The organism is Paenibacillus sp. FSL H8-0259 (assembly GCF_037963255.1).
Classification (GTDB): domain Bacteria; phylum Bacillota; class Bacilli; order Paenibacillales; family Paenibacillaceae; genus Paenibacillus_AQ; species Paenibacillus_AQ phytohabitans.
In genome coordinates, this window is sequence record NZ_CP150147.1 from 3,360,740 (window position 1) to 3,383,741 (window position 23,002).

27 protein-coding genes are annotated in these 23,002 nt (G+C 51.2%); 21 read left to right on the plus strand and 6 right to left on the minus strand.

Going from position 1 to position 23,002, the window contains the following annotated elements:
• The first annotated feature begins 870 nt into the window (after positions 1 to 870).
• Positions 871 to 1,494 (plus strand): hypothetical protein, encoded by a 624-nt coding sequence (locus NSU01_RS14010; RefSeq protein ID WP_076245310.1) that lies wholly within the window; start codon positions 871 to 873, stop codon positions 1,492 to 1,494.
• Between the two features lie 118 nt (positions 1,495 to 1,612).
• Here the strand turns inward: NSU01_RS14010 and NSU01_RS14015 are convergent, their stop codons facing one another.
• Positions 1,613 to 2,230, minus strand: a complete 618-nt coding sequence (locus tag NSU01_RS14015) for a nitroreductase family protein (RefSeq protein WP_076245312.1) — start codon at positions 2,228 to 2,230, stop codon at positions 1,613 to 1,615.
• A gap of 325 nt (positions 2,231 to 2,555) precedes the next feature.
• On the opposite strand from NSU01_RS14015, the gene NSU01_RS14020 reads away from it, so the two are divergent.
• The 19 genes from NSU01_RS14020 to NSU01_RS14110 all read left to right on the plus strand — a co-directional run bounded on the left by NSU01_RS14020 (position 2,556) and on the right by NSU01_RS14110 (position 18,596).
• Complete coding sequence (locus tag NSU01_RS14020) at positions 2,556 to 2,993, plus strand: DUF1641 domain-containing protein (RefSeq protein ID WP_042136226.1); 438 nt, start codon at positions 2,556 to 2,558, stop codon at positions 2,991 to 2,993.
• Between the two features lie 40 nt (positions 2,994 to 3,033).
• A complete protein-coding gene (locus NSU01_RS14025) occupies positions 3,034 to 4,212 on the plus strand; it encodes an NAD(P)/FAD-dependent oxidoreductase (RefSeq protein ID WP_042136228.1) in 1,179 nt (392 codons plus the stop codon).
• A 214-nt stretch (positions 4,213 to 4,426) separates the two neighbouring features.
• Positions 4,427 to 5,212, plus strand: coding sequence for an alpha/beta hydrolase (locus NSU01_RS14030; RefSeq protein WP_339303271.1), 786 nt, complete (start codon positions 4,427 to 4,429; stop codon positions 5,210 to 5,212).
• A gap of 227 nt (positions 5,213 to 5,439) precedes the next feature.
• Positions 5,440 to 6,069, plus strand: coding sequence for an SGNH/GDSL hydrolase family protein (locus tag NSU01_RS14035; RefSeq protein ID WP_042136230.1), 630 nt, complete (start codon positions 5,440 to 5,442; stop codon positions 6,067 to 6,069).
• Positions 6,070 to 6,258: 189 nt separating this feature from the next.
• Positions 6,259 to 7,299 carry a hypothetical protein gene (locus NSU01_RS14040; RefSeq protein ID WP_076245314.1) on the plus strand — a complete coding sequence of 347 codons (1,041 nt, stop codon included), beginning with the start codon at positions 6,259 to 6,261 and terminating at the stop codon, positions 7,297 to 7,299.
• Between the two features lie 5 nt (positions 7,300 to 7,304).
• Positions 7,305 to 8,051 carry a type I methionyl aminopeptidase gene (gene map / locus NSU01_RS14045; protein WP_042136234.1) on the plus strand — a complete coding sequence of 249 codons (747 nt, stop codon included), beginning with the start codon at positions 7,305 to 7,307 and terminating at the stop codon, positions 8,049 to 8,051.
• A 90-nt stretch (positions 8,052 to 8,141) separates the two neighbouring features.
• Complete coding sequence (locus NSU01_RS14050; RefSeq protein ID WP_042136236.1) at positions 8,142 to 8,462, plus strand: carboxymuconolactone decarboxylase family protein; 321 nt, start codon at positions 8,142 to 8,144, stop codon at positions 8,460 to 8,462.
• Between the two features lie 36 nt (positions 8,463 to 8,498).
• Complete coding sequence (locus NSU01_RS14055) at positions 8,499 to 9,098, plus strand: DJ-1/PfpI family protein (protein ID WP_076245316.1); 600 nt, start codon at positions 8,499 to 8,501, stop codon at positions 9,096 to 9,098.
• Between the two features lie 16 nt (positions 9,099 to 9,114).
• Positions 9,115 to 9,930, plus strand: coding sequence for a hypothetical protein (locus NSU01_RS14060; RefSeq protein WP_197074356.1), 816 nt, complete (start codon positions 9,115 to 9,117; stop codon positions 9,928 to 9,930).
• Between the two features lie 63 nt (positions 9,931 to 9,993).
• Positions 9,994 to 10,416: an Rrf2 family transcriptional regulator gene (locus NSU01_RS14065; protein WP_039297077.1), complete on the plus strand. Its 423-nt coding sequence runs from the start codon at positions 9,994 to 9,996 to the stop codon at positions 10,414 to 10,416.
• A 31-nt stretch (positions 10,417 to 10,447) separates the two neighbouring features.
• Positions 10,448 to 10,732, plus strand: coding sequence for a hypothetical protein (locus tag NSU01_RS14070; protein ID WP_076245318.1), 285 nt, complete (start codon positions 10,448 to 10,450; stop codon positions 10,730 to 10,732).
• A 461-nt stretch (positions 10,733 to 11,193) separates the two neighbouring features.
• Positions 11,194 to 11,373, plus strand: a complete 180-nt coding sequence (locus tag NSU01_RS14075) for a hypothetical protein (RefSeq protein ID WP_042136244.1) — start codon at positions 11,194 to 11,196, stop codon at positions 11,371 to 11,373.
• A 58-nt stretch (positions 11,374 to 11,431) separates the two neighbouring features.
• Positions 11,432 to 11,860, plus strand: coding sequence for a helix-turn-helix domain-containing protein (locus tag NSU01_RS14080; protein ID WP_076245320.1), 429 nt, complete (start codon positions 11,432 to 11,434; stop codon positions 11,858 to 11,860).
• Between the two features lie 24 nt (positions 11,861 to 11,884).
• Entirely contained in the window at positions 11,885 to 12,559 is a 675-nt protein-coding gene (locus tag NSU01_RS14085; protein ID WP_076245323.1) for a DUF4085 family protein, read from the plus strand.
• Between the two features lie 839 nt (positions 12,560 to 13,398).
• The gene (locus tag NSU01_RS14090) at positions 13,399 to 14,265 is read left to right on the plus strand and encodes a VOC family protein (protein WP_042136250.1); all 867 of its coding nucleotides are present in this window, start codon (positions 13,399 to 13,401) and stop codon (positions 14,263 to 14,265) included.
• Positions 14,266 to 14,340: 75 nt separating this feature from the next.
• Positions 14,341 to 15,216, plus strand: coding sequence for a beta-1,6-N-acetylglucosaminyltransferase (locus tag NSU01_RS14095; protein ID WP_052421824.1), 876 nt, complete (start codon positions 14,341 to 14,343; stop codon positions 15,214 to 15,216).
• A gap of 29 nt (positions 15,217 to 15,245) precedes the next feature.
• Complete coding sequence (locus tag NSU01_RS14100; RefSeq protein ID WP_042136253.1) at positions 15,246 to 15,881, plus strand: NAD(P)-dependent oxidoreductase; 636 nt, start codon at positions 15,246 to 15,248, stop codon at positions 15,879 to 15,881.
• 171 nt (positions 15,882 to 16,052) lie between these two features.
• Positions 16,053 to 18,077 carry a Na+/H+ antiporter gene (locus NSU01_RS14105; protein ID WP_042136256.1) on the plus strand — a complete coding sequence of 675 codons (2,025 nt, stop codon included), beginning with the start codon at positions 16,053 to 16,055 and terminating at the stop codon, positions 18,075 to 18,077.
• A 6-nt stretch (positions 18,078 to 18,083) separates the two neighbouring features.
• Positions 18,084 to 18,596 (plus strand): GNAT family N-acetyltransferase, encoded by a 513-nt coding sequence (locus tag NSU01_RS14110; protein WP_076245325.1) that lies wholly within the window; start codon positions 18,084 to 18,086, stop codon positions 18,594 to 18,596.
• Between the two features lie 516 nt (positions 18,597 to 19,112).
• Here the strand turns inward: NSU01_RS14110 and NSU01_RS14115 are convergent.
• The 4 genes from NSU01_RS14115 to NSU01_RS14130 form a co-directional block, all read right to left on the minus strand.
• A complete protein-coding gene (locus NSU01_RS14115) occupies positions 19,113 to 19,541 on the minus strand; it encodes a threonine/serine exporter family protein (protein ID WP_042136260.1) in 429 nt (142 codons plus the stop codon).
• A 26-nt stretch (positions 19,542 to 19,567) separates the two neighbouring features.
• Entirely contained in the window at positions 19,568 to 20,335 is a 768-nt protein-coding gene (locus tag NSU01_RS14120; protein ID WP_042136262.1) for a threonine/serine exporter family protein, read from the minus strand.
• A gap of 195 nt (positions 20,336 to 20,530) precedes the next feature.
• On the minus strand, positions 20,531 to 21,112 hold the full coding sequence (locus NSU01_RS14125) for a YitT family protein (RefSeq protein ID WP_039297036.1): 582 nt from the start codon (positions 21,110 to 21,112) through the stop codon (positions 20,531 to 20,533).
• Positions 21,113 to 21,220: 108 nt separating this feature from the next.
• Positions 21,221 to 21,739, minus strand: coding sequence for a DUF3231 family protein (locus NSU01_RS14130; RefSeq protein ID WP_076245327.1), 519 nt, complete (start codon positions 21,737 to 21,739; stop codon positions 21,221 to 21,223).
• Between the two features lie 110 nt (positions 21,740 to 21,849).
• On the opposite strand from NSU01_RS14130, the gene NSU01_RS14135 reads away from it, so the two are divergent.
• Positions 21,850 to 22,068 carry a hypothetical protein gene (locus NSU01_RS14135; protein ID WP_042136267.1) on the plus strand — a complete coding sequence of 73 codons (219 nt, stop codon included), beginning with the start codon at positions 21,850 to 21,852 and terminating at the stop codon, positions 22,066 to 22,068.
• Positions 22,069 to 22,107: 39 nt separating this feature from the next.
• On the opposite strand, the gene NSU01_RS14140 is transcribed toward NSU01_RS14135, so the two are convergent.
• Positions 22,108 to 22,980, minus strand: coding sequence for an AraC family transcriptional regulator (locus NSU01_RS14140; RefSeq protein ID WP_076245329.1), 873 nt, complete (start codon positions 22,978 to 22,980; stop codon positions 22,108 to 22,110).
• Between the last annotated feature and the right edge of the window lie 22 nt (positions 22,981 to 23,002).

The window sequence follows — 23,002 nt, forward strand, 5'->3', positions numbered from 1 at the left end:
AGGGATGGATTGAAAGCTATAACGCCAGGATCAAAGATATAGTCTCAAGCTCAGGGAGTACAGCTGCTTAAGAGGACTGCCGGAGATTCTGCCCCCGCATGCGTTCTTACCGCAGTGTATGGTTCCTTGAGTTGATACCTGTATTATACCGTGACATGCCGCAGCCGTAAAAAGGCGAATACTTTAAATTTGCGGTTATTTTTCACTGTAAGATCATGTAAGCGCTATTATGCTTCCTTATCCTTAGTTTTTTAGGAGGATTCCGAACAATAGTCATTCACTCTAAACTTGATCCAATGTAACCCAGTCGCTGCGAGGAGGGCTAAATACTCTGAACGGCTATCGGCTGTGTCAATCCGCTGACTGGCTGCTGGTATATCGAAGCAGATTTCTTGCTGAAGTGGACTGAGAAGCCCTTATTTCTCCAAAAAGCCTCATGATCAGGAGGATGCGGACTGAGTGAATCCTTTATCCTGTTCTTTTAAGCGCTACAACAAGGCGTTTCAGGACATTAACGGAATCTAAGTCCGAATGTCCTGCGAATTCGCCATTTCTTCGCCAATAACGGAATCTCAGTCCTCCTCACCAGCTGATGAGTTCATGAGCCCGTGATGCTTCAGGCAATCTCCTGCTAATCTCCAGCCAAGCTCAGGTGAGGAACAGTGCAATTGCCAAGCTTCTTAGCTCAGCATGATTTGTCCGCAGGTAGCTTCACAATCTCTAGCTTGATTCACCTGCAGGGCAAATTTGGTGCCCTGGAACAGTGCTGTCTTATAAAATGGACGGCAAAAGCGTTGCCGTTTGCTGTATAATTTACTGATTGTTATGTTGCGGTTCAGCTATCCGGGCATTTGAAGGAGGAAGAAAAGGATGAGTTTGTTTGGAGTGAGGCTTGACGGAACCCGCAGCAGGTTAATCAAGTCTTTTCTGGAGGATAATTATGTATGTGCGGGAGATCCCGTTATTGGAAATCTGGAGTCCAGCGGGAGAGAGGATATCCGCAGCACGCTGGTTGCATCCGGAGCTTATCAGGAGCAGGTGCTGGAAGAAGCTCTCAGCAGTTTAGACACGTTCGTCAACGTGATGCAGGACGGGGATTATGTGCTGATTGCGGATGAGGAATGGGTATACCTTGGCGATCTGGGTGATTATTTCTATGATGCCCGGCAGGAGAGTGTGGAGGGCGGAACTGCGCACCGGCGCGGAGTAACCTGGCTGAAGAGTCTGCCCCGTACAGCTGTGAATTCTGCAGTACAAGCACTGCTTGCTTCGGATCAGGAGGTTACCCGCTATTCAGGGGTGCTGCCTGCAGCAAGAATGGATTTGTGGCTTGCAGATTCTTCACCTGGCGATATGGAGACTGCTCATTCCCCGGCCCGTGTGGATGAAGCCACAATAGCTGAGGCGCTGGCTGTTCTGAAGGCTGCCCTGCACAGTCCCGATGCGGAGCGGCGGGAACGCGCGGCAGCGGCTATATTGCATTATGCCAAATGAACATCAGACTGAAGCTTTATCTTATAAAATCACAGCAAAAAGGTCTTCCGGTTAAGCTGCCGGAAGACCTTTTTGCTGTCAACTATTAAACAGGGACTTCGCTGGACCGGGGGTAGGCTCAGATAAATTCAACGAACTCATTAACCGGCTTGCGGTAGCCGCGCGGTCTAATTTTGTGCTTGTTGTCTTTGCCGATCGTAATCAGCATTACCGGAACGAAGTTGTCGCTGAGCCCGAGAGTAGCTTTCACCGCCTCCGGATCAAAACCGATCATCGGGCAGGTATCCCAGCCCTTGTCTTTGGCAATCAGCATGAACTGCATAGCTGACAAGGAAGCATTGCGGATTGCTTCATCCCGCTGGAAAGCGTCTTTTCCGGTGTAAGAATCATTAATAGACTGAATGGTGCGGTCATAATCCTCTTCGCTCATGGCTCCCAGCATTTTAAGTCCGCTATAGATTTCTGGAGCCTGCTGGTAGGCGTTTTTGTCACCCAGCACAACGATGACAGCCGAGGCGGTGTGGATTTTGTATTGACCGTAAGCACCTTTACGGATTTCTTCCTTCACAGTGTCATCGCTGATGACTTTGTAGTGGGCGTGCTGCAGGTTGAAGGCCGATGGAGCCAGGCGGGCCAGTGAGAACATCTCCTCCAGCTCATTCTGTGGGATTTGCACCCCTTCAACGAAATTCATAGCCGATCTGCGGGACTGAACCAATTCTGAAAAAGTACTCATAAATAATGACCTCCATTGGGATATGTATGTTGGTTAGTAAAAATCAATAGCTGATATTAATAAATAAGCTTACAATAAGTTACTTGCTTAAAATATCACAACTACAAGCGTACGTCAATGATTAAACAACAGTAAATTGTGAATTTTAGTTCAAATAGTCGATAAATTTTGAAAAAGCGAGAAAAGAAGTGATTTTAATCACAAAATAAGGCTATAAAGCCAAAAACATTGTGACATTTATTACAACCGGAATGATATAATAGTCACATAGTTTCAGTGGATGAATACTTTTAAGCAGCAATGCCATTGTAAAGGAGACTTCGATATGTCAGAAACCATTACCCAAACCCCTTTGGAACAAGAAATACCCGCAGCAGGCCTTCCCCAAGAGGATTTGCTGAATCAGCTTCTGAAGCCGGAAGTTCAGGAATCCCTGATTCTTCTGGTGGAGCAGCTGCCGCAGATTACCCAACTGGTGAATGTATTAACCAAATCGGTCGATTTCGTACAGTCGGTTGCAACGGATGAAGTATTGAAAAATGATACGGTAGGCGCAATCAAAGAGATGGCGGGTCCTGTGGTAGGCTCTGTCAAGAATCTGGCGGCTACGGTTATTGAAGCGAAAGACCGCGCGGATGCAAGCAGTGAAACCATCAGCCTGTTTGGCATGATGAAAATGATCAAGGACCCGCAGGTACAAAACGTGCTCCGTTTCATGAATGCATACCTGCAGGTCAGCGGCGAACGCCAATCCGGTAAGTAATTATTGTTCAATTCTTAATCGTAGGGATGGAGGAAATATGATGTCAAAACACATAGTTATTCTAGGTGCAGGTTACGGCGGCTTATTGAGTGCGCTAACCGTGCGCAAATATATGAGCAAAGCTGAAGCCAGAGTTACAGTGGTTAATCAGTATCCGACACACCAGATCATTACCGAACTACACCGCCTTGCAGCAGGAAGTGCTTCTGAACAGGCGGTTGCCATGCCGCTTGCCAAGCTGTTCGCCGGTAAGGATATCGATCTCAAGATTGCCAAGGTTAATTCGTTCTCGGTGGAGAACAAGCAAATCATCCTCTCGGATGGTGTAATGCTGACTTATGATGCTCTTGTTGTCGGTCTGGGCAGCACGACGGCTTATTTCGGCATTCCGGGACTTGAACAGTACAGCATGGTGCTGAAATCGGCGGCGGATGCACTGCGGATTCACGGACATATTGAAGACCGGATTCGTGAATATGCCAAAAGCGGCAATGCGGCCGATGCAACCATCCTGATCGGCGGGGGCGGCTTGACAGGTGTTGAGCTTGTAGGTGAAATTGCCGATGTACTGCCCAAGCTGACTAAGAAATATGGAGTGAATCCGGCTGAGATCCAGCTGCTGCTCGTAGAAGCCGGCCCGAAGATTCTTCCGGTTCTGCCGGATCATCTGATTGAGCGCGCTACAACCAGCCTCGAGAAACGGGGAGTTCAGTTCCTGACAGGTCTTCCTGTTACTAATGTAGCAGGCAATACCATTGATCTGAAGGACGGCCGCCAGATTGTGGCGAATACCTTCGTCTGGACCGGCGGCGTGCAGGGCAACCCGCTGATCGGTGAGTCCGGGCTTGAAGTGAACCGCGGCCGCGCAACCGTGAATGAGTTCCTGCAATCCACTTCACACCAGAATGTATTTGTAGCCGGTGACAGTGCGGTTGTGTTCGCACCGGACGGCCGTCCGTATCCGCCAACGGCACAAATCGCCTGGCAGATGGGTGAACTGATCGGTTATAACCTTTACGCTTACCTGAATGATAAAGCCTCCGAGACCTTCAGTCCGGTGAATTCCGGGACACTTGCCAGTCTGGGACGCAGAGACGGAGTAGCGATTGTCGGCGGCAATTCCACACCGCTGAAGGGTCTGCCGGCAACGCTGATGAAGGAAGCAAGCAATATCCGGTATTTGACCCATATTCACGGGTTGTTCAGTCTGGCCTATTAATTCTCTCCTAACCATCTATCCTATAGCAGGCCGCTTCCATGCGGCAGATCATCCCCTTTAACCGCCGGCAGGCAGTTGAAGGGGATTTTTCATGAATTCAGACGGTGAAAGGAGAGCTGTGTGAAATTACATAGTAAATTACTGGAAGGACCTTTATCCTGAATGAGGCATACATCCTTTATATGAACTTTTTGCGCAGCACTAGGAGGAGAAGATGATTCAGAACGGGTTTATCTGCAATTGGATGGAGGTTCAAACGGACGGGCAGGGCCGCGGATTGTATTATAAATATTCTGCATACCATGCGCCTGCTGTCATCTTTATTTCCGGATTAGGGGATGGTTGCGATTCCTGGAGCGGTGTCCAGGAGAATATTGCGCAGCATGCCTCAACCCTCGCTTATGACAGACCCGGTACCGGGACCAGCCCGGGAGTGCCGGGGCCGCGCTCCTGCCAGGATCTGGTGGAGGAGCTGTACCGGCTGCTTGCACTGCTGGATATTAAAGCCCCTTACATTCTGGTCGGTCATTCCTTTGGCGGTCTGGTAGCCAGACTCTTCGCTTGCTGCTATCCTGAGCGGACTGCGGGAATTGTACTGATAGATGCTGCAGGCGAATATAAGGAGCTTACTTATGAGCAGGTGCTGCCCCCGCAGCATATCGCTGCGAACCGGGCGTACCTGCTGAACCCTTCGCTCAATAGGGAGCAGATCGATAAGATGCAGAGCTATAAGCAGATCTCTGCTGCCCGGGGTTCCATGCCAAGCCAGGTTCCGCTGTCGGTGATAACCAGGGGGCTTGCGGATGAGGATGGATCAGACTGGCCGGCACACGCGATACTGGAGATTGAGCAGAAGAGCCAGGCGGAGTTCCTGGAATTATCTGCGGCCAGCAGACAGCTGATTGCGCCGGGTAGCGGTCATTATATCCATCATGACCAGCCCGGGCTCGTCATTGAAGAAATTATTGGGATGATACAAGCTCATTCCAATCGGGCTTAAAAACTGATATCAGCGTCTTCACAAGAACCTTCACAGTACTGGAGATTATCAGCAATCAACCGAGAAGCCGCAGAAGGCAACCTGAATACTGCCCTGCATGAAGCGCTTAGAGCTGTGAACAGATTTACTCCGTAAATATGTAATGAAAACGTATTCGCAGGAAAATCTATTTGTTATAATGTTGATGTTTATACCATTACAGATGTTTTCATAGGAGGATTTCAGGCATGCCATTTCAAAAGAACGATATCATCCTGTTCCAGGGTGATAGTATCACGGATTGCGGCCGCAATTACGCAGACGCTTCATCACTTGGTGTAGGTTACGCGCTGATGGCGGGCGCTCGTCTTGGGCTGCAGTATCCGGAGAAGAACCTTACCTTCATCAACCGCGGCATCAGCGGCAACCGTGCCGTGGATCTGCAGGAGCGCTGGGACCGGGATTGTCTGGAGCTTAAGCCGACCTGGGTGTCGATTTATATCGGTGTTAATGATACCTGGCGCTGGTTCGATTCCGGGCAGGAGACTACTGCAGCTGAGTTTGAGGCTTCCTACCGTGATCTGATTGAACGCACCAAGCAGAGCCTGGATGCCAAGCTGGTGCTGGTTGAGCCGTTCGTACTGCCGGTGCCGGAAGACCGTAAGGGCTGGCGTAAGGACCTGGACCCGAAAATTCATGTGGTCCGTGAGCTGGCCCGTGAATATGGCGCTGTATTGGTCCCGCTGGACGGACTGTTCGCCGCCGCATCGGTTAAGGCCGAGCCTGCCTTCTGGGCCGGGGATGGCGTACATCCTTCACCTGCCGGCCATGCGCTGATTGCAGAAGCCTGGATGAAGGCTGTAGGGGCTATAAGCTAAAGCGGAATATAGCAGACTACTCCCAACATATTGAGTTTGCTGCTCAGACCGGTTCCTGCGTATCAAGCGGACCGGTTTTTGGCATACGCCGGGGCGGATAGGTTGCCTTCTGAACGGAAGCGGGAGATCCGTGAATTTCACTCTGCTTAAGAAGGCTGTTATACTTGTATCATACATAAGGATGTGGAGGTGGAACCCATAAGGCGGCTACTGCTGATTCTGCCTGTTCTTCTGGTTGTTCTATTAAGCGGCTGCCAGAATGCTTTCGGCTACATTAATTCAAGATGGATTTCTGAAATTGATTTGACCTATAACTCTATAGAGAGCCAAGCGGAGACGGCTCCCTTTGAGTCCAGGATTTTCAAAGACGGCGAGTTCATTAAGACGATGGCTTCTGCCATGAATACAAGCAAGCGTATTGCGGGAGAGCTGGATTACGATGCGGATTTCCGCATGAAGCTGGTGTACGGGGACGGCTATACAGAAGAATTTATTCTGGGTCTGGGCGAGCAGGAGGGGAACACTGGTCTGCTGCTGTCCGCTGAGCGCAGCGGGACATGCTATACAGTCTCCGCCAAGAATGCCGATAAGCTGCGCAGGCTGATCTTCAGCGGCGGAAGTCCTGCAGCGGCGAAGTCCGAAGCGGATGAGGCATCGGTGGTAACTCAAGGTCCGGTAACGGTCTCACGCAATGATTTATTCCCGGTCACAGGAAACAAGGAATTTCTGAACCTGCAGCTGCTGAAAGGCAGGTACAGCGAGGATTGGTCCAGCCCATCCCCGCTGGCTGGACGGAGCTGGAGCGGGCAATTCCGGCTGGCCATTACGGATGAACAGGGCGCAGCACTGGGCACGTTCGCGCTGAGCCGGCATTTCACCGAAGAATTGAGCTTCGGCGATTTGTTCCAGATTCAGTTCGCTGATTACAACGGAGACGGTAATCCCGATTTTACGGTTGGCCAATATGGTTCTTCGAACGGATCATTGTTCAAGCTGTTTACAGTGAAGCCGGATCATTCGATCCAGGAGCTGCAGATTAAAGGAGCGGCTTCCGGGCTGTTCATCAGCAGTCCTGACCGGTATTCGGTTAAGCTGGACGTGATCGAAGGCGGTTTCCGGGCGGATCATTATGACAACTCTGTTGGCAGGCAGGTTGAGACTTCATACCTCTGGGACGGAGCCGCTTTTCAGGAAGTTGCCGGAGAATCAACAGATACGAGAGGAATGTGAACAGGATGACGAGCGAGACACTGCAGGATTTGCAAGGACTGAAGGCAGCCGGTAAAGTGGTAGGCCACACCATCGCCGAGATGAGGAAAAGTGTAGTTCCCGGAATGACGACTGCAGAGCTGGACGAAGTGGGCGCGAGGATTCTGAACCATTTTGGCGCGAAATCTGCCCCTAAGGTAACCTATAACTTTCCCGGAACCACCTGCATTAGCGTCAATGAAGAGGTGGCACACGGAATCCCGGGTCAACGGGTGATCCAGGCCGGCGATTTAATCAATATTGATGTCTCGGCCGAGCTGAACGGGTACTACGGGGACGCCGGAGTATCTTTTCAACTGCCTCCTTATAATGAGAAGCTGGTCCATCTCTGCCGGAGTACGGAGGAAACCATGATGAGCGTGATTAATCACCTCAGAGCGGGAATGAAGGTGAACGAGATCGGCAGGGTTATGGAGTCGGAGGCACACAAGCGCGGCTATAAGGTTGTGCGCAATCTGTGCAGCCACGGCATCGGCAAATCGTTGCATGAGAAGCCCTATGAAATCCTGCCGTTCTATAATCCGCGGGTAACGACGGTGCTGAAGGAAGGACAGGTCATCACGATAGAGCCATTCCTGTCTACGGGTGCGGATTTTGTAGAGCAGCAGTCGGATGGATGGACGCTCAGTGTGGCGGACAACAGCCGTGTTGCCCAGTACGAACATACGATTGTGGTCACCAAAGGCAAACCGATTATTCTGACAAGCGCCTAAGAGCTTAGCACCTAAGAACGAACAGATACGGTCTGCCCTGAAGAGGGTGGACTTCTTTATTATTGTATTCTACCAATGGAGGGACAAAGAATGGACAATCTACCGCAAGTCAGCAATGCATTCATGACGTTTATGAAGGAAGCACCGGAGCAGCAGAAGGCCTGGGGGGAAGTCGTGCAGAAGCTGGATGCAGCAAGTGCGCTTGACGCCAAAACAGAAGAAATTGCCTATATCTCCGTACTCGCGGCGGTCAGGCTGGAAAGCGGGCTGGCCTTTCATGTCAAGCATGCCAAATCACTCGGCGCTACCCGTGAGGAGATTATAAGCGCAGTCCTGCTGCCTCTTCCGGCTGTAGGCAATGTGGTCATTCAGGCCTTGCCCGTTGCTTTGCAGGCTTACGACAGCGAGTAAAATTACAGCACGACGGATATTGAAGGAGCGGGTAGCGTGAAAATTGCTTTTATTCTGTTTGACGGCATTACGTTTCTGGATTTCGCGGGTTTTTATGATGTAATCTACAGGCTGCGCCAGTTCCCAGCAGGGGAAGGGCTGGAGTGGGATATCTGCGGTCCGGCCGGGGAAATCACAGATGAAATGGGGCTTACGGTCAAAACCGGTAAAGTGCTGCCGGATTTATCAGTGTATGATCTGGTATTTGTGCCCGGCGGGTCCGGGACGAGGGCATTGCGTCATGACGGGAGCTTTATCTCCTGGCTTCAGGGAGCAAGCGGGGTTCCATATCTGGTATCCGTATGCACCGGTGCCCTGCTGCTGGGTGCTGCCGGATTACTGGAGGGACGAAGGGCCACAACGCATGCATCGGCATATGAGCTGCTTGAGCCGTATTGCCGGGAAGTGGTTCAGGCCCGGATTGTGCAGGACGGGAATGTTATTACCGGAGGCGGGGTCTCAACCTCAATTGATCTGGGATTATATCTGGTATCCTTATTTGCCGGCCGGGAGGCTATGGCTGCCGTGAAGCAGCAGATCGACTATCCGTATGATGCGCAAGGCGTTGTAATGTACTCCAATGAAGGAAACCATTGAAACCGGAGGGATGAAGGTGAATAGTGGCAAGCTTGCCGCATTGCCGTTTCAGCAGCAGATAGAGAACAGTGAACAATGGCCGCTGCTCGCAGAGGATTACATGAACCGGAGCGGGCTGCCGGGTCCGCGGGCGAACCTGAGCCTTGCCGGGGAGTTCTCCCGATATTACGCCCGTACTGGGCTTTCAGCACAGTCGTTGTCGCTGCTCACTTCCTGGACGGATATTTCTGCAGCGGAGGCGGAGGCTAATGACCCGGAGGAATTTCTTCCATTCTGTGCTTTACTGGCTTACGGTGCGTATTACGGATATGCGGAGCAGGGAGAAAGATCCGGGATAGAAGTCAGGCTGCGCAGGGCAATGAATGATTCAAGATGGCGCGTTCGTGAGGCGGCGGCCATGGCATTGCAGCAGATTGGAGAGTTCGGCTTCGGGCTGCTGCACAGGCTGCTTGAAGGCTGGAGAATGGAAGCGACCGTGCTGGAACTGCGTGCTTTTATTGCCGCGCTGGCGCATCCTCCCTTGCTTAAGGAACAAGCCTGTGCCGACTACAGTCTGGAGCTGTCAGAGCAAATCCTGAACGAGCTGCTGTCGGGCAAATACAGACAAGCCGATCCTGAGCATCTCCGCGTATTATCCAAAGGGATGGAGTATGCGCTTAGCCTGTTTGTTGCCAGCCAGCCGGATGCGGGCTTTGCCTTGCTGCGCAGACTGGCCGGGAGCGGCGATAAGCTGATGATCCGGATCGTGAAGAGTAATCTGGGGAAGAAACGTCTGAGTCAGAAGTACCCCGAGGAGGTCACGGAGCTCCTTGCAGGATTGACAATTATCTAGAATGTAACTATTATTGTTACATCTGCCGGGAAGCATTCTGGTCAGTATGAAGGAGAGATTCCCATGAACATCAGCACCCGGTTTGCGGTCGCTATTCATATTCTAACTTTAATAGACAGCAACAAAGACGGTAAAAGCACCTCGGAGTGGATCGCCGGCAGCGTCAATACGAATCCGGTTGTCATCCGCCGCCTTACAGGCATGCTGAACAAGGCCGGTCTGGTGGAGGTACGCCCCGGGGTAGCCGGTGCGAAGCTTACCCGGAGTAGCGCGGATATCACGCTTCTGCAGATTTACAAGGCGGTCAATGCAGTGGAAGAGGATTCACTCTTCTCTGTCCACGAGCATCCGAACCCGGAGTGCCCGGTCGGCAAGAACATTGCCGGGGCAATTATTCCCGTGTTCTCTCTTGCGCAGAAAGCGATGGAGAATGTGCTGCAGGAGGTTACACTGGATCAGATCGTACATCAAATTCCTGTTTCGTGAGGCAGAGGAGGAATATGGTATTCGAAACTCTATGCGCAAGCGAAAAGGCGCTGCTTTTTATATAACGGTATTGCTCGGGCTCGGGTTATTGTATCTGCTCATTTGTCCTTCTCCTACCCCTGAGCTCGCTGTACGCAAGAGCCTGCTGATTCGTGATCCGGCGGCTGCATTGGCGGGCAGGGTTACAGAAGGACGGATTAAGGATGATCCAAGGTACGGTAATCTGTACTATGCTGAACAAACAGAGCGAAGCTACATCTATGTGAAGAAAAGCAGACTGGGCTGGAATGTAACCTCAAGCGGCACCGGCCCGTGATGTAAGATTTTGTAGACTGCCACAGAAACTTAAGGAAACTTTCAGCAGAGATTTATGTACTTTTAAGGTTCGGGGAGTATATTAAAGGTCTCCACCCCCCAGTGGATACATTTATGCTAGACCCCGCCGTGCCTCGGCAGGGTCTATCTCTTTGTTTAGGACTTATAAATTCATCAAACCTTTATGTGATTTTCATCAGGCATTAAGCTTCAGCCTGTATATTAATCACATGACCCCCTTATAATAGACTTTGGCCCTGCCGGATCCCGGCAGGGCCCCTTTTTTGATTGATAAGAATTTATATGTTTTGGGGTCCCCGCAATGTAACTGAGTCATAATCGAAGCCAAAGCCCCACTTTGTGAGGCTATTTCATGAGCGGATCTATGCTTTACACATTATTCCAGATGGTTTAGACTGACACCATGTGTGGCTTACTGGAATAAGGGGGAAGAGCATTGATATGATGGTATTTTTGGCACTGATTATATGGTTCCTGTCGTTGCTGGTCTTTATGCTGATTATCCGCAAGGCCATTGATGGATCTAGGGCTACCTACAAACTGGACGAATTGATTCAGGAAATCCGGCTGCTCCGCAAGGAGATCAAGGAGAACAAGCATATTATAGACAAGCGGCTGTAGCGGCAGATAGGGGACTGTCTGCACCTTGATTTTACAAAGGAGTAAGGGGATATTGTACATGAAGAATCAAATTACAATCCTGGGAGCAGCACTGATTCTGGGTCTTTCTTTAATCGCAAGCAGTCTGATGATCAGCAACGAACGTGCATCCAGCAATGAAAAGGCGATGGAAACACAGATTGCCCAGTTGCAGACGGAGGCCAAAGAGCAAGCGGAACTGTTAGAGCAGACTGTATCTACTGCCGCTGACAGCCCATTAATGACAATGTCGGAGGCAGCGGAATTTCTGCATTTAACTGAGAATGAGGTGCTGAATATTATCAAGGCAGAGCACGAGGTTCTAAAGTATAATGGTTCACTTACGGGAATTCCCTATATTAAAGTCGATGAGCAGTTCATGATTAACCGGGCGGAACTACAGAACTGGGTTCAGCAGGCGACGCTTGAAAAAAGGGTATATATGGGCACGAAGATTACCAATAGATAGACTTGGGGAGTAAAGGAGCGCCAAATGAAATTTTATACATATTCATGGTATGAAGAAATGCAGGTGCGCGGCTTTATGGTGTTCCCTGAGACGGAGCAGGATTGGCTGGAGGATGTAGCGTGGCATGCTGCGGATGGGCTCAGCTATAAGGAGAGGACGAGGGATTTCCTGGAATACCTCAAAGCGGATTTGCTGAAGTACCTTCCGGAATACTTCCATCCATCCATTCATGACGGAACAATCAATTCTACTTATCCAGAACCTGAGTTCAAAGAACAGGCGCAGCAGTGGCGTAATGAATACGAAGCCAGGATGAAGGTGCTGGATGATGAATACTACAGCGGTTATCTTTCGATTAAGGATAATCTCCCATTAAATGCTGTTCAGTTAGTCGAGAAATCTCTCCATGATTCCAGGGTGATTTCGTATGCTGTGACGTGGGAGGAGGTTGTGGAGATCATTCTGGACTGCGGCGGAGCCATGCATTATCAGTGTGATATCAGACTAACCTTTACCGGGGTGACCGGGTTGGTTCTGCCTGAACGCCTGAACAGAATGGTCTGGTTGTATACCGAGATCTATGCGGTGGAACAAGGGTTTGAATTACGGGTTCTGCTGGACCCGCCGCTGAGTGAGCTTAGGATTACTGCACAGGATGTATCATTTGAAATGCTTAGTGAACCCAAATACAACGGATGACTGCTTCGCAGCCTGGCCAATTGGCCGGGCTTTTTTATAAGAAGTTATGATATTCGTCTGTTGTAGATAAATTTCATTGAAATTTGGAGTTTATCCGTAGAGATGAGCCAATGTATGCGAAAAACCGAATACAATGTGCCACTGATAGGACAGATGAGCCGAATGTATGCGAAAAACCGAATACAATGTGCCACTGATAGGACAGATGAGCTGAATGTATGCGAAAAACCGAATACAATGTGCCACTGATAGGACAAATGAGCCGAATGTATGCGAAAAACCGAATACAATGTGCCACTGATAGGACAGATGAGCTTAATGTATGCGAAAAACCGAATACAATGTGCCACTGATAGGACAGATGAGCTGAATGTGTGCGAAAAACCGAATACAATGTGCCATTGATAGGGTAGATGAGCCGAATGTATGCGAAAAACCGAATACAATGTGCCACTGATAGGACAGATGAGCCAATGTATACGAAAAACCGAATACAATGTGCCATTGATTGATTAGGTAGACCAACCAAATGAGTTATGAATTCCTCTGATTGCGCCGGAAGTCGGCTGAATGGGGAATTTAAGGGATATATTCCTTTGATCTCACCGGATATAACTATTGGATTACCGCCTGATTCGCCTCTCCGGACGATTTTTAAAAGTAATTGACAAACATATAGAGTGCAACTATACTAAAGTTAGTTAATGTGTAACGGAAACAGTTACAAGCTTGAATGATGATTCTATAAACAGTCAAGACTAAGCAGCACTGAGCACGAACGGCACCGGAGGGTTTAGCCTTTTATATTATCCATATGTTTTTATTCAGGAGGGGTTTATATGACAACAACAGCAGCACTGCCGCAAGAACTGGAAATTGGACTTGTACAGATTAGAGTAAGCAATTTGGAGCGTTCGCTCACCTTTTATCAGAATGTAATCGGACTGAAGATCCTGCGCCAGCAGGGGCGTGAGGTTGAACTGACGGCGGACGGCGTGCATGTGCTGCTGGTGCTGCGGGAGATTGAACAGGCTCAGATTCTGCGCCGTAATTCGGCAGCCGGACTGTATCATTTCGCGATTCTGGTGCCCGACCGTCCGAGTCTCGGACTGGTGCTGCGTAATCTGATTGATGCGGGCATCGAGATCGGCCAGGGTGATCATCTGGTCAGCGAAGCGCTGTATCTTCAGGACCCGGACAATAACGGCATTGAGATATACCGCGACCGGCCGCGCGACACCTGGAAGTATGAGCCTACTGGCAATGTGGTGATGACTACAGACCCGGTTGATGTGGACGGCTTGCTGGCGGCTTCCGAAGGGCTGAACTGGACCGGACTGCCTGCGGGCACGGTGATCGGGCATGTGCACTTTCATGTAGGCGATCTGGCGGAGGCCAAGAAATTCTATGTGGATGCGCTTGGTTTTGCAATCACGGCTCATTACGGGGACGCTGCACTATTCATCTCGGCGGGCGGATATCATCACCATATGGGGCTTAATGTCTGGGCGGGACAAGGAGCTAAAGCGGCTCCGGCCAATGCGGCGGGCATCGATTATTTCACTCTGCTGCTTCCGGGCAGCGGGGATGTATCTGAAGTGGCGGAACGTGTGAAGCAAGCGGGGTACCGTGTAGAAGTAGAAGGCGGCATCACTACCTTGAGAGACCCGTGGAATATTGGAATCCGGCTGCTTGTCAAAGGCTGAGAGGAATGAAAACTTGTCCATCTTCGCTCATTCCCCTATAATATGTGGAAATAAATGAGCGAAAGGATGAATCTTTTGCACAATTTCAAAATGGCTTATGTTGTCCTCTGTCACAAGAGCCCTCAGCAGATTAATTTGCTGATCGATCGTTTAACGGATGAGCATGTGGAGTTTTTCCTTCATGTGGATAAAAAAAGCGGCATCGAAGAGCAAATTATCCATCGCGAAGATATTCATTTCGTAGAGCAGCCGGTAGACGTACAGTGGGGCCATTACGGCCAGATTGAATGCATCCTGAAGTGCTTCGAACTGATCCGGGCAAGCGGGAATTATAACTATGTTCATATCATCAGCGGACAGGATTTGCCTCTTGCCTCCAATAAGGTGATTGCTGATTTCTTCAAGGAGCATGAAGGGCAGGAGTTCGTCAAGCATCTGCAGCTTCCGAATGAGGCGGAAATGTGGGGCTGCCTGTACCGGGTGTCTGTGTATTATCCGCGGTTCCTGGTCTCCCGGGCCAAAGCTGTCTCAGAGATCCGCAACCGTTATATCAATCTGGTGATGTCTGTACCCTGGCTTAAGCGCAGCCTGAAGGATCTGCCGGAGGCGCTGTATAAGGGCTCGAACTGGATGTCACTTACCGGGGGATGCATGCAGTATATCCTCGAATTCATCGCGGAGCATCCCGGATACGTCCGGTTGTTCCGGAATTCGTTCTGCGGCGATGAGATCTTCTTCCATTCAATTATTTTGAACAGTAAATATAAGGATAATGTAATCAATGAGATCAAACGTTACACGGATTGGAATACCGGACCGGAATTCCCCAGAACACTGCGGGCCGAGGATTATGAACGGATTCGCGAACAGGGTGCAGGCTGCTTCTGGGGCCGGAAGTTCGATCTGGATGTCGACAAGGAGATCATCAGCGATATTCTGCGGCTGGCTTGAGGCTCTAACTATCTTAGGAGGCATTTATCATGAAAATAGCAGTCATTGGAGCAGGCGGCAAAGCAGGCAGTGAGATTGTGAAGGAAGCGCTGGACAGGGGACATGAGGTTACCGCTATAGTGCGGAACCCTGCGAAGGTAACGGACAGTAGAGCATCGGTGCTGGAAAAGGATATCCTGTCCTTGACGGCTGAAGATTTGCGGATTTATGATGCCGTCATAAATGCGTTCGGAGCGCCGTTTGGACAGGAGCATCTGCATGTGGAGGCCGGAAATGTTCTGATTGAGGCTCTTAAGAATGTGCCGGATACCCGGTTGATTGTCGTCGGCGGTGCGGGAAGCTTGTACGTGGATGAAGCCCGGACGGTGAAGGTTGTGGACACACCGGGGTTCCCGGATTTTGTGAAGCCGACAGCCCTGAACCAAGGTAAGAATCTGGAGATTCTTCAAACCACGGAGGGACTCCGCTGGACGTTTGTCAGTCCGTCAGCTAATTTTGCCGTCGGGGAGAGAACAGGTGCATATGTGAAGGGCAAGGATCATCTGCTCGTTAATTCCAAAGGCGAGAGCTACGTAAGTTATGCCGACTATGCGATTGCGATTGTAGATGAGCTTGAACAGCCGCAGCATATCGGCGAACGGTTCACGGTGGTGTCCGAATCCTGATCCTAAAGCTGCTGCTTCTGCAGTGAGGCGGCAGGATGGACGCTGGATAGAGAATATAGCGGGAGGCACAAGCGGAAATTCCGCTGTGTCTTCCGTTTATTGGCGTTTATGCAGTTGCTGCAAATATAGGATATAATATTTTGAAAAAAGATATTCGGGAGATGATGGGGCTTGGAGACTTTTCTTGCTGTGCTGCTGATGCTCGGGCTAATCGCGGTATCGAATATCGTGAACCGTTTCATTCCGTTTGTGCCGGTTCCTCTGATTCAGATCGGACTCGGGATCATCGCCGCACTTGTGCCGACCGGAATACATATGTCCTTTGAGCCTGAACTGTTTTTTGTGTTGTTCATTGCCCCCCTGCTGTTCAATGACGGGAGACGGACACCGCGTGATGAGCTGTGGAACCTTAGAGCACCGATCTTGCTGCTGGCGCTGGGGCTTGTATTTGTAACGGTTTTTGTCGCAGGGTATGCCATTAACTGGATGATTCCTTCAATTCCGCTGGCGGCATCTTTTGCACTGGCGGCGATTCTGTCCCCTACGGATGCTGTAGCGGTCGGTGCGCTGGCCGGAAGGGTACATCTGCCGAAGAGTATACACCGTATCCTTGAAGGTGAATCGCTGATGAATGACGCCTCCGGTCTGGTTGCCTTCAAATTTGCGATCGCGGCCATGGTTACGGGAGTTTTCTCGCTTCCTAAGGCATCGCTCAGCTTTGTAATGATTGCCGCAGGCGGTCTGCTGCTGGGTGCGGCGCTCTCCTTTCTGCTGATCCGCCTCAGTGTATTCATCCGCAGATTCGGTATGGAGGATGTGACGATCCATGTTCTGCTGCAGATTCTTACGCCGTTTATCATTTATCTGATCAGTGAAGAGATTGGCGTATCTGGCATCCTCGCTGTTGTGGCCGGTGGTGTAATGTACGCCATTGAGAAGGACCGGGCCGTATCGCCGCAGTATAAGCTGCAGCTTGTATCAGCCAGTACCTGGTCGGTGCTGCTGCTGGTGTTGAACGGACTGGTATTCCTGATCCTCGGAGTGTCCGTACCGGATGTAGTGGAGGTCATCTACCGTGATCAGACGCTTAACAACTTCATGGTTGCAGGGTATGTGATGGCGATTACCGCACTGCTCATTGTGCTGCGGTTCCTATGGGTCTATGCCTATTCCCTATGGGAGAGCCGGTTCCGCCGGGTAGAGAAGGCGCCGCTTAAGTCACAGGTCATTACTTCAATCTCCGGCGTGCGCGGAGCGGTTACGCTTGCCGGTGCCTTCTCCATTCCGCTCGTGCTCGGGGACGGTATCACGCCGTTCCCTGAACGGGATCTGATAATTGCGCTGGCCGCAGGTGTCATTCTGATGTCGCTGGTCATTGCCAGTATCTTCCTGCCGCTGCTGGCCGACAAAGAGGAGACCGTGGTGCAGACGATTGGCTACGGAAATACGGAACTGGCAGCCAGGAATGTAGTGATCGACGCCGGGATGTCGATGCTGCGCAGCCTGGTTACGGAGAGCCCGGAGCAGACGAAACAGCCGGTGTTACTGGAGTTCACAGACAAGATCGACCGGCTGTGCACCGCCAAGCCGGACAGTGATCCGGCAACGGAGCAGTTCCGGCGGCTGGGCGTTGAAGCCCGGCTGAGCGGCCTGGAGGCAGAGCGCACAGCACTGCGGCGGATGCTGGAGAACGGAGCGGTGCCCGCCCCTGTTGCCGTTAAGATGGAGGAGCTGCTGGATCATACGGAATCGCTGCTCTGCAGACGGCTGGATACGCAAATTAAGTTCACCGTAACTGAAATTCAGCGTCTGTTCTCCGGCCTGTTCTCGGGCCGCTTCAATGGGGAAGAGGGCCGGCGGGCGGTGCAGAATGCCGAAAGTGCCCGGACGGCGAAGATAGCGATGTGTCAGGCGGCCGTGTCAGCCGTCAGCGCCGGGATAAGCGACGAGAACCGGCTTGCCTCGCAGAAGGTCATCGACAAGTATGAGCGGCTGGAATCCCGGCTGGTGCAGGGCGAAGGCTGGAGTAAAGACGGCGTTGTCGATGACGAGAAGCTGGAGCTGAAGCTGCAGGCCATTCAGGAGCAGCGGAATACCGTGCAGGAGATGTATCAGAACGGGGCTATTAATCTCAAGATCGCGGGTAAGCTGCGGCGGTTCGTAGATCAGCTGGAAACATCTATATGGGAGGATTAATGAATTATGGGGGAATTGCTTGCTAGCGGGCTGCATTTTGCAGAAATTACTGAGGAACATCTGGCCGGTGTGCTGGATATCTATAACTATTATGTACTTAACACTACCGTATCGTTTCATACCGATCCGCAGACCTTGATGCAAATGCGCCAGTCTGTGCTGAACGGGGACCCGCGGTTTAAGTCATACGTCCTTCTGCAGGACGGGGAGCTGCAGGGCTACGTGCTAATTACCCGGCACAAGAACAAAGAAGCCTACGATACCTCCGGTGAAGTCAGCATTTACCTGAAGCCCGGTAGCGGAGGACAAGGTCTGGGCGGGCAATCGCTGCGGTTCATTGAAGAGCGGGCTAATGAGCTTGGGTTCCATGTACTGGTAGCTACCGTATGTGCAGACAATGAGCCCAGCCGCCGCCTGTTCGCGAAGCACGGCTACGAGCAGAGCGCTTTATTCAAGGAGATCGGCCGCAAGTTCGGCCGGTGGCTGGATATTGTCAGCTATCAGAAAATTATCGGCTAATAGTGAGCCGAACCCTGGAGCCGCTTAACCAGAATCCTGCACGAAATACAACATTCCATCCATGATATCGAGAGTAATTGGTAAATGTTGTATGAAATGCAGCATTTCCCCTTATCTGAGCGGTTACGAACAGAAATTATTGTATTTCATACAACAACTCTTACAAATCACCCAGTATCTATAGGTACAAGTTGCAATACGTACAACAATTAGGCTTGTGTATGTATACAGTTCAAACAATAATTAGCTCACTTGGCTACAGGGCGTCGACTTAGAGAGTTGAGAGTTCTGTGCTGCGAATTCCACGTACCGATTGCCAAATGTATAGACACAGTATAGTTACTGTTAATATTGCATTTAATACGGACGGTTTGGTGAACCTAATAGGGAAGCAGACATCGGTGTGCCCCCGTACAACGCAATAAGCCCGCTTGCCTTGCAAGGACCAGGTCCCTGCAGGCAAGCGGGCTTATTGTACGTTAAGGCGCACCGGTGGGCGGAGCCCCGGGGGAACAACTATCCGGATACGTGCTTCCTCCGGAACATCTGTCCCAGTACCTCGCTCAGCACAAGGCCGGCGGCGATGGCCCCGGACAGCAGCAGCGCCTGTACCGCAAACTGAATCCCCTGGTTGTTGTCACTCTCCACGAACTGGCGCATGGCATCATAAGCCAGGCCGCCCGGAACCAGCGGGATAATTCCGCCGACGCTGAATATAATCACCGGCATTTTGAAGGAACGCGCAAAAAATTGGCTGATCACTCCGACAACCACGGTGGCTCCAAAGGTGGCAACAACGGTATCCCATCTGTCATCCAGCTGCAGATACAGTATCCAGCCGATCATTCCGGCGAAACCGCATTGAAGCAGTGCGCGCACCGGCGCATTAAACAGAACGCAGAAGGCTGAGGCAGCGATGAAACTGGTTATGAGTTGCAAAATCATGTAGGACTACCTCTTTCAAGTGGTAATTAGAAAAGGGACAGCACGAGTCCGATGCCGGTTCCAATGGCAAAGGCGGTCAGGAAGGCATCGGCTCCCTTAGACAGGCCGGAGACCAGATGGCCGGCCATAAGGTCACGGACGGCATTCGTGATGAGCAGCCCCGGTACAAGCGGCATTACGCAGCCGATGATGATCTTGTCCATCTCTTGTCCAATGCTAAGCCTGACAGAGAAGAAAGCCAGCAGGCCGATGATAAAGGAGGCGATGAACTCCGCGAAGAAACGGATCTGGACCAGGCGGTGCAGATAGGTGACGGCGGCGAAGCCGACCCCGGAGATCAGCAGCGACGGCAGGGCATCCCACAGGCTGCCCTTGAACATTACGGTGAAGCAGGCGCCGGTCAGGGCGGCAGCTACAGTCTGCAGCCAGACCGGATAAGCATGCGCCGCGTCGTCGACAATCCCCAGACGCTCGCGGGCTTCGGCTGCGGTAAGCTGGCGTTCGCTCAGCCGCCGCGAGATGTCATTGACCTCTGACACTTTTTGCAGATCGGTCGTCCGTTCAGCTATCCGGAACAGCTTCACCGGTTCGGTTCGGCTGGTGGTGAACATAATGACTGTCGGCGTAACGTAGCTATGCGCTCCAGGGAATCCGAGCGATGCGGCCATACGGCTCATGGTATCCTCCACGCGGTAGGTTTCGGCGCCGCTTTGCAGCATGATTTTGCCGGCCAGCAGGCACAGGTCTATGATATCATGCGCGGTAGTATTGCTATTGTTGCTTGTGCTATCCAACTTCGTCGATCCTCCCCGGGAATGTTATCTATTCGATTGTCGCCGCAATGTGTGAAAATTTCAACCTTTATTCCATATATTCTGACGAATAATAAAATTTTATCAAGAAGATAAAAGGAATATACATTTTTTAACACAGAAGCATAGAAGCTCTGGCAACCGGACAGCCTAAGGACGCGTTCTTTGCAGTCCAGTCTAGTCTTCCAGCGTACATAGACCGGTGGCAACACCGCCGGAGACAATAGTCAGTATGGAATGAAAAAAAGTCTCTTTGGAGATCAGTACACCGCCGGCGCCGATAATTACGAAATCCGTCAGGAAAATAATCACTCCGACATTGAGCGGAATGTAACGTTTCATGAACTTGGCCAGCAGATCTGTTCCGCCCGTACTGGCTTTGAACCGCAGCATCAGGCCGAGCCCGCTGCCCATCAGGAAGCCGCCGATAATAGCGCTGGATATGGAACCGAGTTCGATATAATACAGAAAGTAATATTGCAGCGGCCCGAGCAGTTCGATCAGGAAGGATGAGGTCATCAGCCCCAGGATGCTGTTATAGAAGATATCCCGCTCCCGGAACCAGGCCAGCAGGAAGATCGGAAGACTGCAGACAATGATGGCCAGTCCGATTTTGATGCCGGAGATGTAATTAATGATGAGGGCAATGCCGATAATTCCCCCATCGAGTATTTTATAGGGCACTAGAAAAAAGTTGGTTCCCGCTGCAATCAGCAGGCTGGCCAGCAGAATAATGACATACTTGGGATATGAGCGCATCTTCAGCATCTCCAGACTTAAGGCATGTCTTAATAAATATGCACCGGTCTGGAAAAAAATAGCTATAAAACAAAAAATCCTGCTTGCGCAGGATTAGGGGTGAATTGCTCAGGCGTGAACCGGCTCTGGTTTCTTTAGCTGCAGCGGAGGCGGGATCAGCCAGCCTTTCTGCTTGTTCATTTTGAGCAGTGCCATGCCGAAGGCGGCCATTTGCGCGTGGATCTTCATGAACATTGCGCCGATATCCTCGCAGACCGACATGCCCATGATCTGGCTGCAGACCACTAGACTTAGCGATACTGCCCCGGAGAGGGCCGCAGCAATCTCAGGGTCGGAGAACCTTGCGCCTGCCGGGATATCCTCGAGCTTGACGGAGGGACGGTCCGGCAGTGCAGGCGGAGGCGCGAAGCCGTTCACCTTGAGGATTTTGTCACAGTCCTTAATTTCCTGCTGTGCCTGATCCATAAGATCATCGATAATCTTCTTCAAATCCTGGTCCCCGGCATGAAAGTGAAATGCCTGATAGGTAGATAAGGACATTTTGGCTGTTGCCGAGACCTGCCACAGATTGAAGATTTCACCATAGTGAAGCGGTTCATCTTTGGGGTTGCCGTTTAGAACTCCCATAATTACAGAACTCCTCTACAAATAGGTTATGAACGTAAATTAGGTTGTCCAGTGCAATCAGCGTTATTCAAGTGCACTAAATAAAGTCACAGTAAAGCAGGTGTAGCCCGATGGATTATATCTATAAAGTGCTGGAGAGCGACATGGAGCTGCTGGCTGCGGCACTATCGGAGGTTCAGGTAACGGTTGTGCTGAAGGAGGGTACAGAGGAGGTGCTGGAACCGGGGGGACAGATCAGAGCATACACCGCGAAATCTGTCCGGATCCGGGGATTATCGTATTGCCGGGAGGTACATGAATTCCGAATTCTTCCGGCAGAGCCTATGTAGACTCCCCGCTCCGTGGATAGAAGCGCTTCTGCAGCAGATTCAGCGGGAGTAACGCTTGCGGAAGCGCAGGGGAGAGATGCCAACCTTCCGGCTGAAGCGCCGGGAGAAGTAGGCTGTGCTCTCGAAGCCGGTGCGTTCTGCAATCCCGGATATAGGGATTTCTGTCTTGAGCAGCAGCAGCTTGGCCTGCTCCAGCCGGTAATCCGTCAAGTATTCCATAGGGGTCAGCCCATAGACACGTTTCATGCAGCGGGCCAGATAATTGTAGTGAAAATGCAGCGCATCCGCCAGGGATGCATTCGTGAGATCCTCCGTAAAATGATTGCGCAGGTAGGCTTCCGTCTGTTCAGCGATCTCTGCCGCCTGGCTGCCCGCAGTATCCTGCTGGGCCAGATCCATCATCCGCAGCATCTCTTCAAAGATGCGCTGCTGCTGCCATACGGAGCTGGAGCGCCGTCCCTGACTAAGCTGCAGTAATTGCTCTGCCTGTCCGCTCCGTGCGAAGGGGTCCGGGAGAGGTCCGAACTGGGGTATGCGGATCGTATAAGGATGAATCAGGAATTGCCGGAAATGCTTCTCCCGCTCAGCATATACAGGATCACCTTCCGCTTCCATCCACTCACCGACCGTGTGAAAATGAACCCACGTGAAGGAGGTGATCTCCTCGCAGGGTTTAACTGAATAATGATAGCGGTCCGGCAGCAGAAGGAGGGTGTGCCCGGAGGTTACCGTCCACTCCTTATCATCCTCACCGATGAACAGGCAGCCTTGTTCTACAATAATAAGATCGAATTTCCCCATACGGCTGCGGTTTGGATGCTGCTCGCCGGGCAAATATACGGTATGGCCGCATTCCAGGATATAGGGGAACGGCGGTGCTGACAGATGAATATAGGCAGGACTGGGTGGCATATCTGCTCCTTTCGCAAGCTCT

Bases quoted from the DNA above. Each gene is read 5' to 3' on its own strand.
- NSU01_RS14130 (WP_076245327.1), bottom strand. From the start codon at position 21,739: ATGGGAGTTCTAAACGGCAACCCCAAAGATGAACCGCTTCACTATGGT.
- NSU01_RS14135 (WP_042136267.1), top strand. From the start codon at position 21,850: ATGGATTATATCTATAAAGTGCTGGAGAGCGACATGGAGCTGCTGGCT.
- NSU01_RS14125 (WP_039297036.1), bottom strand. From the start codon at position 21,112: ATGCGCTCATATCCCAAGTATGTCATTATTCTGCTGGCCAGCCTGCTG.
- NSU01_RS14090 (WP_042136250.1), top strand. From the start codon at position 13,399: ATGACAACAACAGCAGCACTGCCGCAAGAACTGGAAATTGGACTTGTA.
- NSU01_RS14075 (WP_042136244.1), top strand. From the start codon at position 11,194: ATGATGGTATTTTTGGCACTGATTATATGGTTCCTGTCGTTGCTGGTC.
- NSU01_RS14025 (WP_042136228.1), top strand. From the start codon at position 3,034: ATGTCAAAACACATAGTTATTCTAGGTGCAGGTTACGGCGGCTTATTG.
- NSU01_RS14080 (WP_076245320.1), top strand. From the start codon at position 11,432: ATGAAGAATCAAATTACAATCCTGGGAGCAGCACTGATTCTGGGTCTT.
- NSU01_RS14065 (WP_039297077.1), top strand. From the start codon at position 9,994: ATGAACATCAGCACCCGGTTTGCGGTCGCTATTCATATTCTAACTTTA.
- NSU01_RS14110 (WP_076245325.1), top strand. From the start codon at position 18,084: ATGGGGGAATTGCTTGCTAGCGGGCTGCATTTTGCAGAAATTACTGAG.
- NSU01_RS14035 (WP_042136230.1), top strand. From the start codon at position 5,440: ATGCCATTTCAAAAGAACGATATCATCCTGTTCCAGGGTGATAGTATC.
- NSU01_RS14115 (WP_042136260.1), bottom strand. From the start codon at position 19,541: ATGATTTTGCAACTCATAACCAGTTTCATCGCTGCCTCAGCCTTCTGC.
- NSU01_RS14015 (WP_076245312.1), bottom strand. From the start codon at position 2,230: ATGAGTACTTTTTCAGAATTGGTTCAGTCCCGCAGATCGGCTATGAAT.
- NSU01_RS14020 (WP_042136226.1), top strand. From the start codon at position 2,556: ATGTCAGAAACCATTACCCAAACCCCTTTGGAACAAGAAATACCCGCA.
- map (WP_042136234.1), top strand. From the start codon at position 7,305: ATGACGAGCGAGACACTGCAGGATTTGCAAGGACTGAAGGCAGCCGGT.
- NSU01_RS14050 (WP_042136236.1), top strand. From the start codon at position 8,142: ATGGACAATCTACCGCAAGTCAGCAATGCATTCATGACGTTTATGAAG.
- NSU01_RS14100 (WP_042136253.1), top strand. From the start codon at position 15,246: ATGAAAATAGCAGTCATTGGAGCAGGCGGCAAAGCAGGCAGTGAGATT.
- NSU01_RS14085 (WP_076245323.1), top strand. From the start codon at position 11,885: ATGAAATTTTATACATATTCATGGTATGAAGAAATGCAGGTGCGCGGC.
- NSU01_RS14070 (WP_076245318.1), top strand. From the start codon at position 10,448: ATGCGCAAGCGAAAAGGCGCTGCTTTTTATATAACGGTATTGCTCGGG.
- NSU01_RS14010 (WP_076245310.1), top strand. From the start codon at position 871: ATGAGTTTGTTTGGAGTGAGGCTTGACGGAACCCGCAGCAGGTTAATC.
- NSU01_RS14030 (WP_339303271.1), top strand. From the start codon at position 4,427: ATGATTCAGAACGGGTTTATCTGCAATTGGATGGAGGTTCAAACGGAC.
- NSU01_RS14140 (WP_076245329.1), bottom strand. From the start codon at position 22,980: ATGCCACCCAGTCCTGCCTATATTCATCTGTCAGCACCGCCGTTCCCC.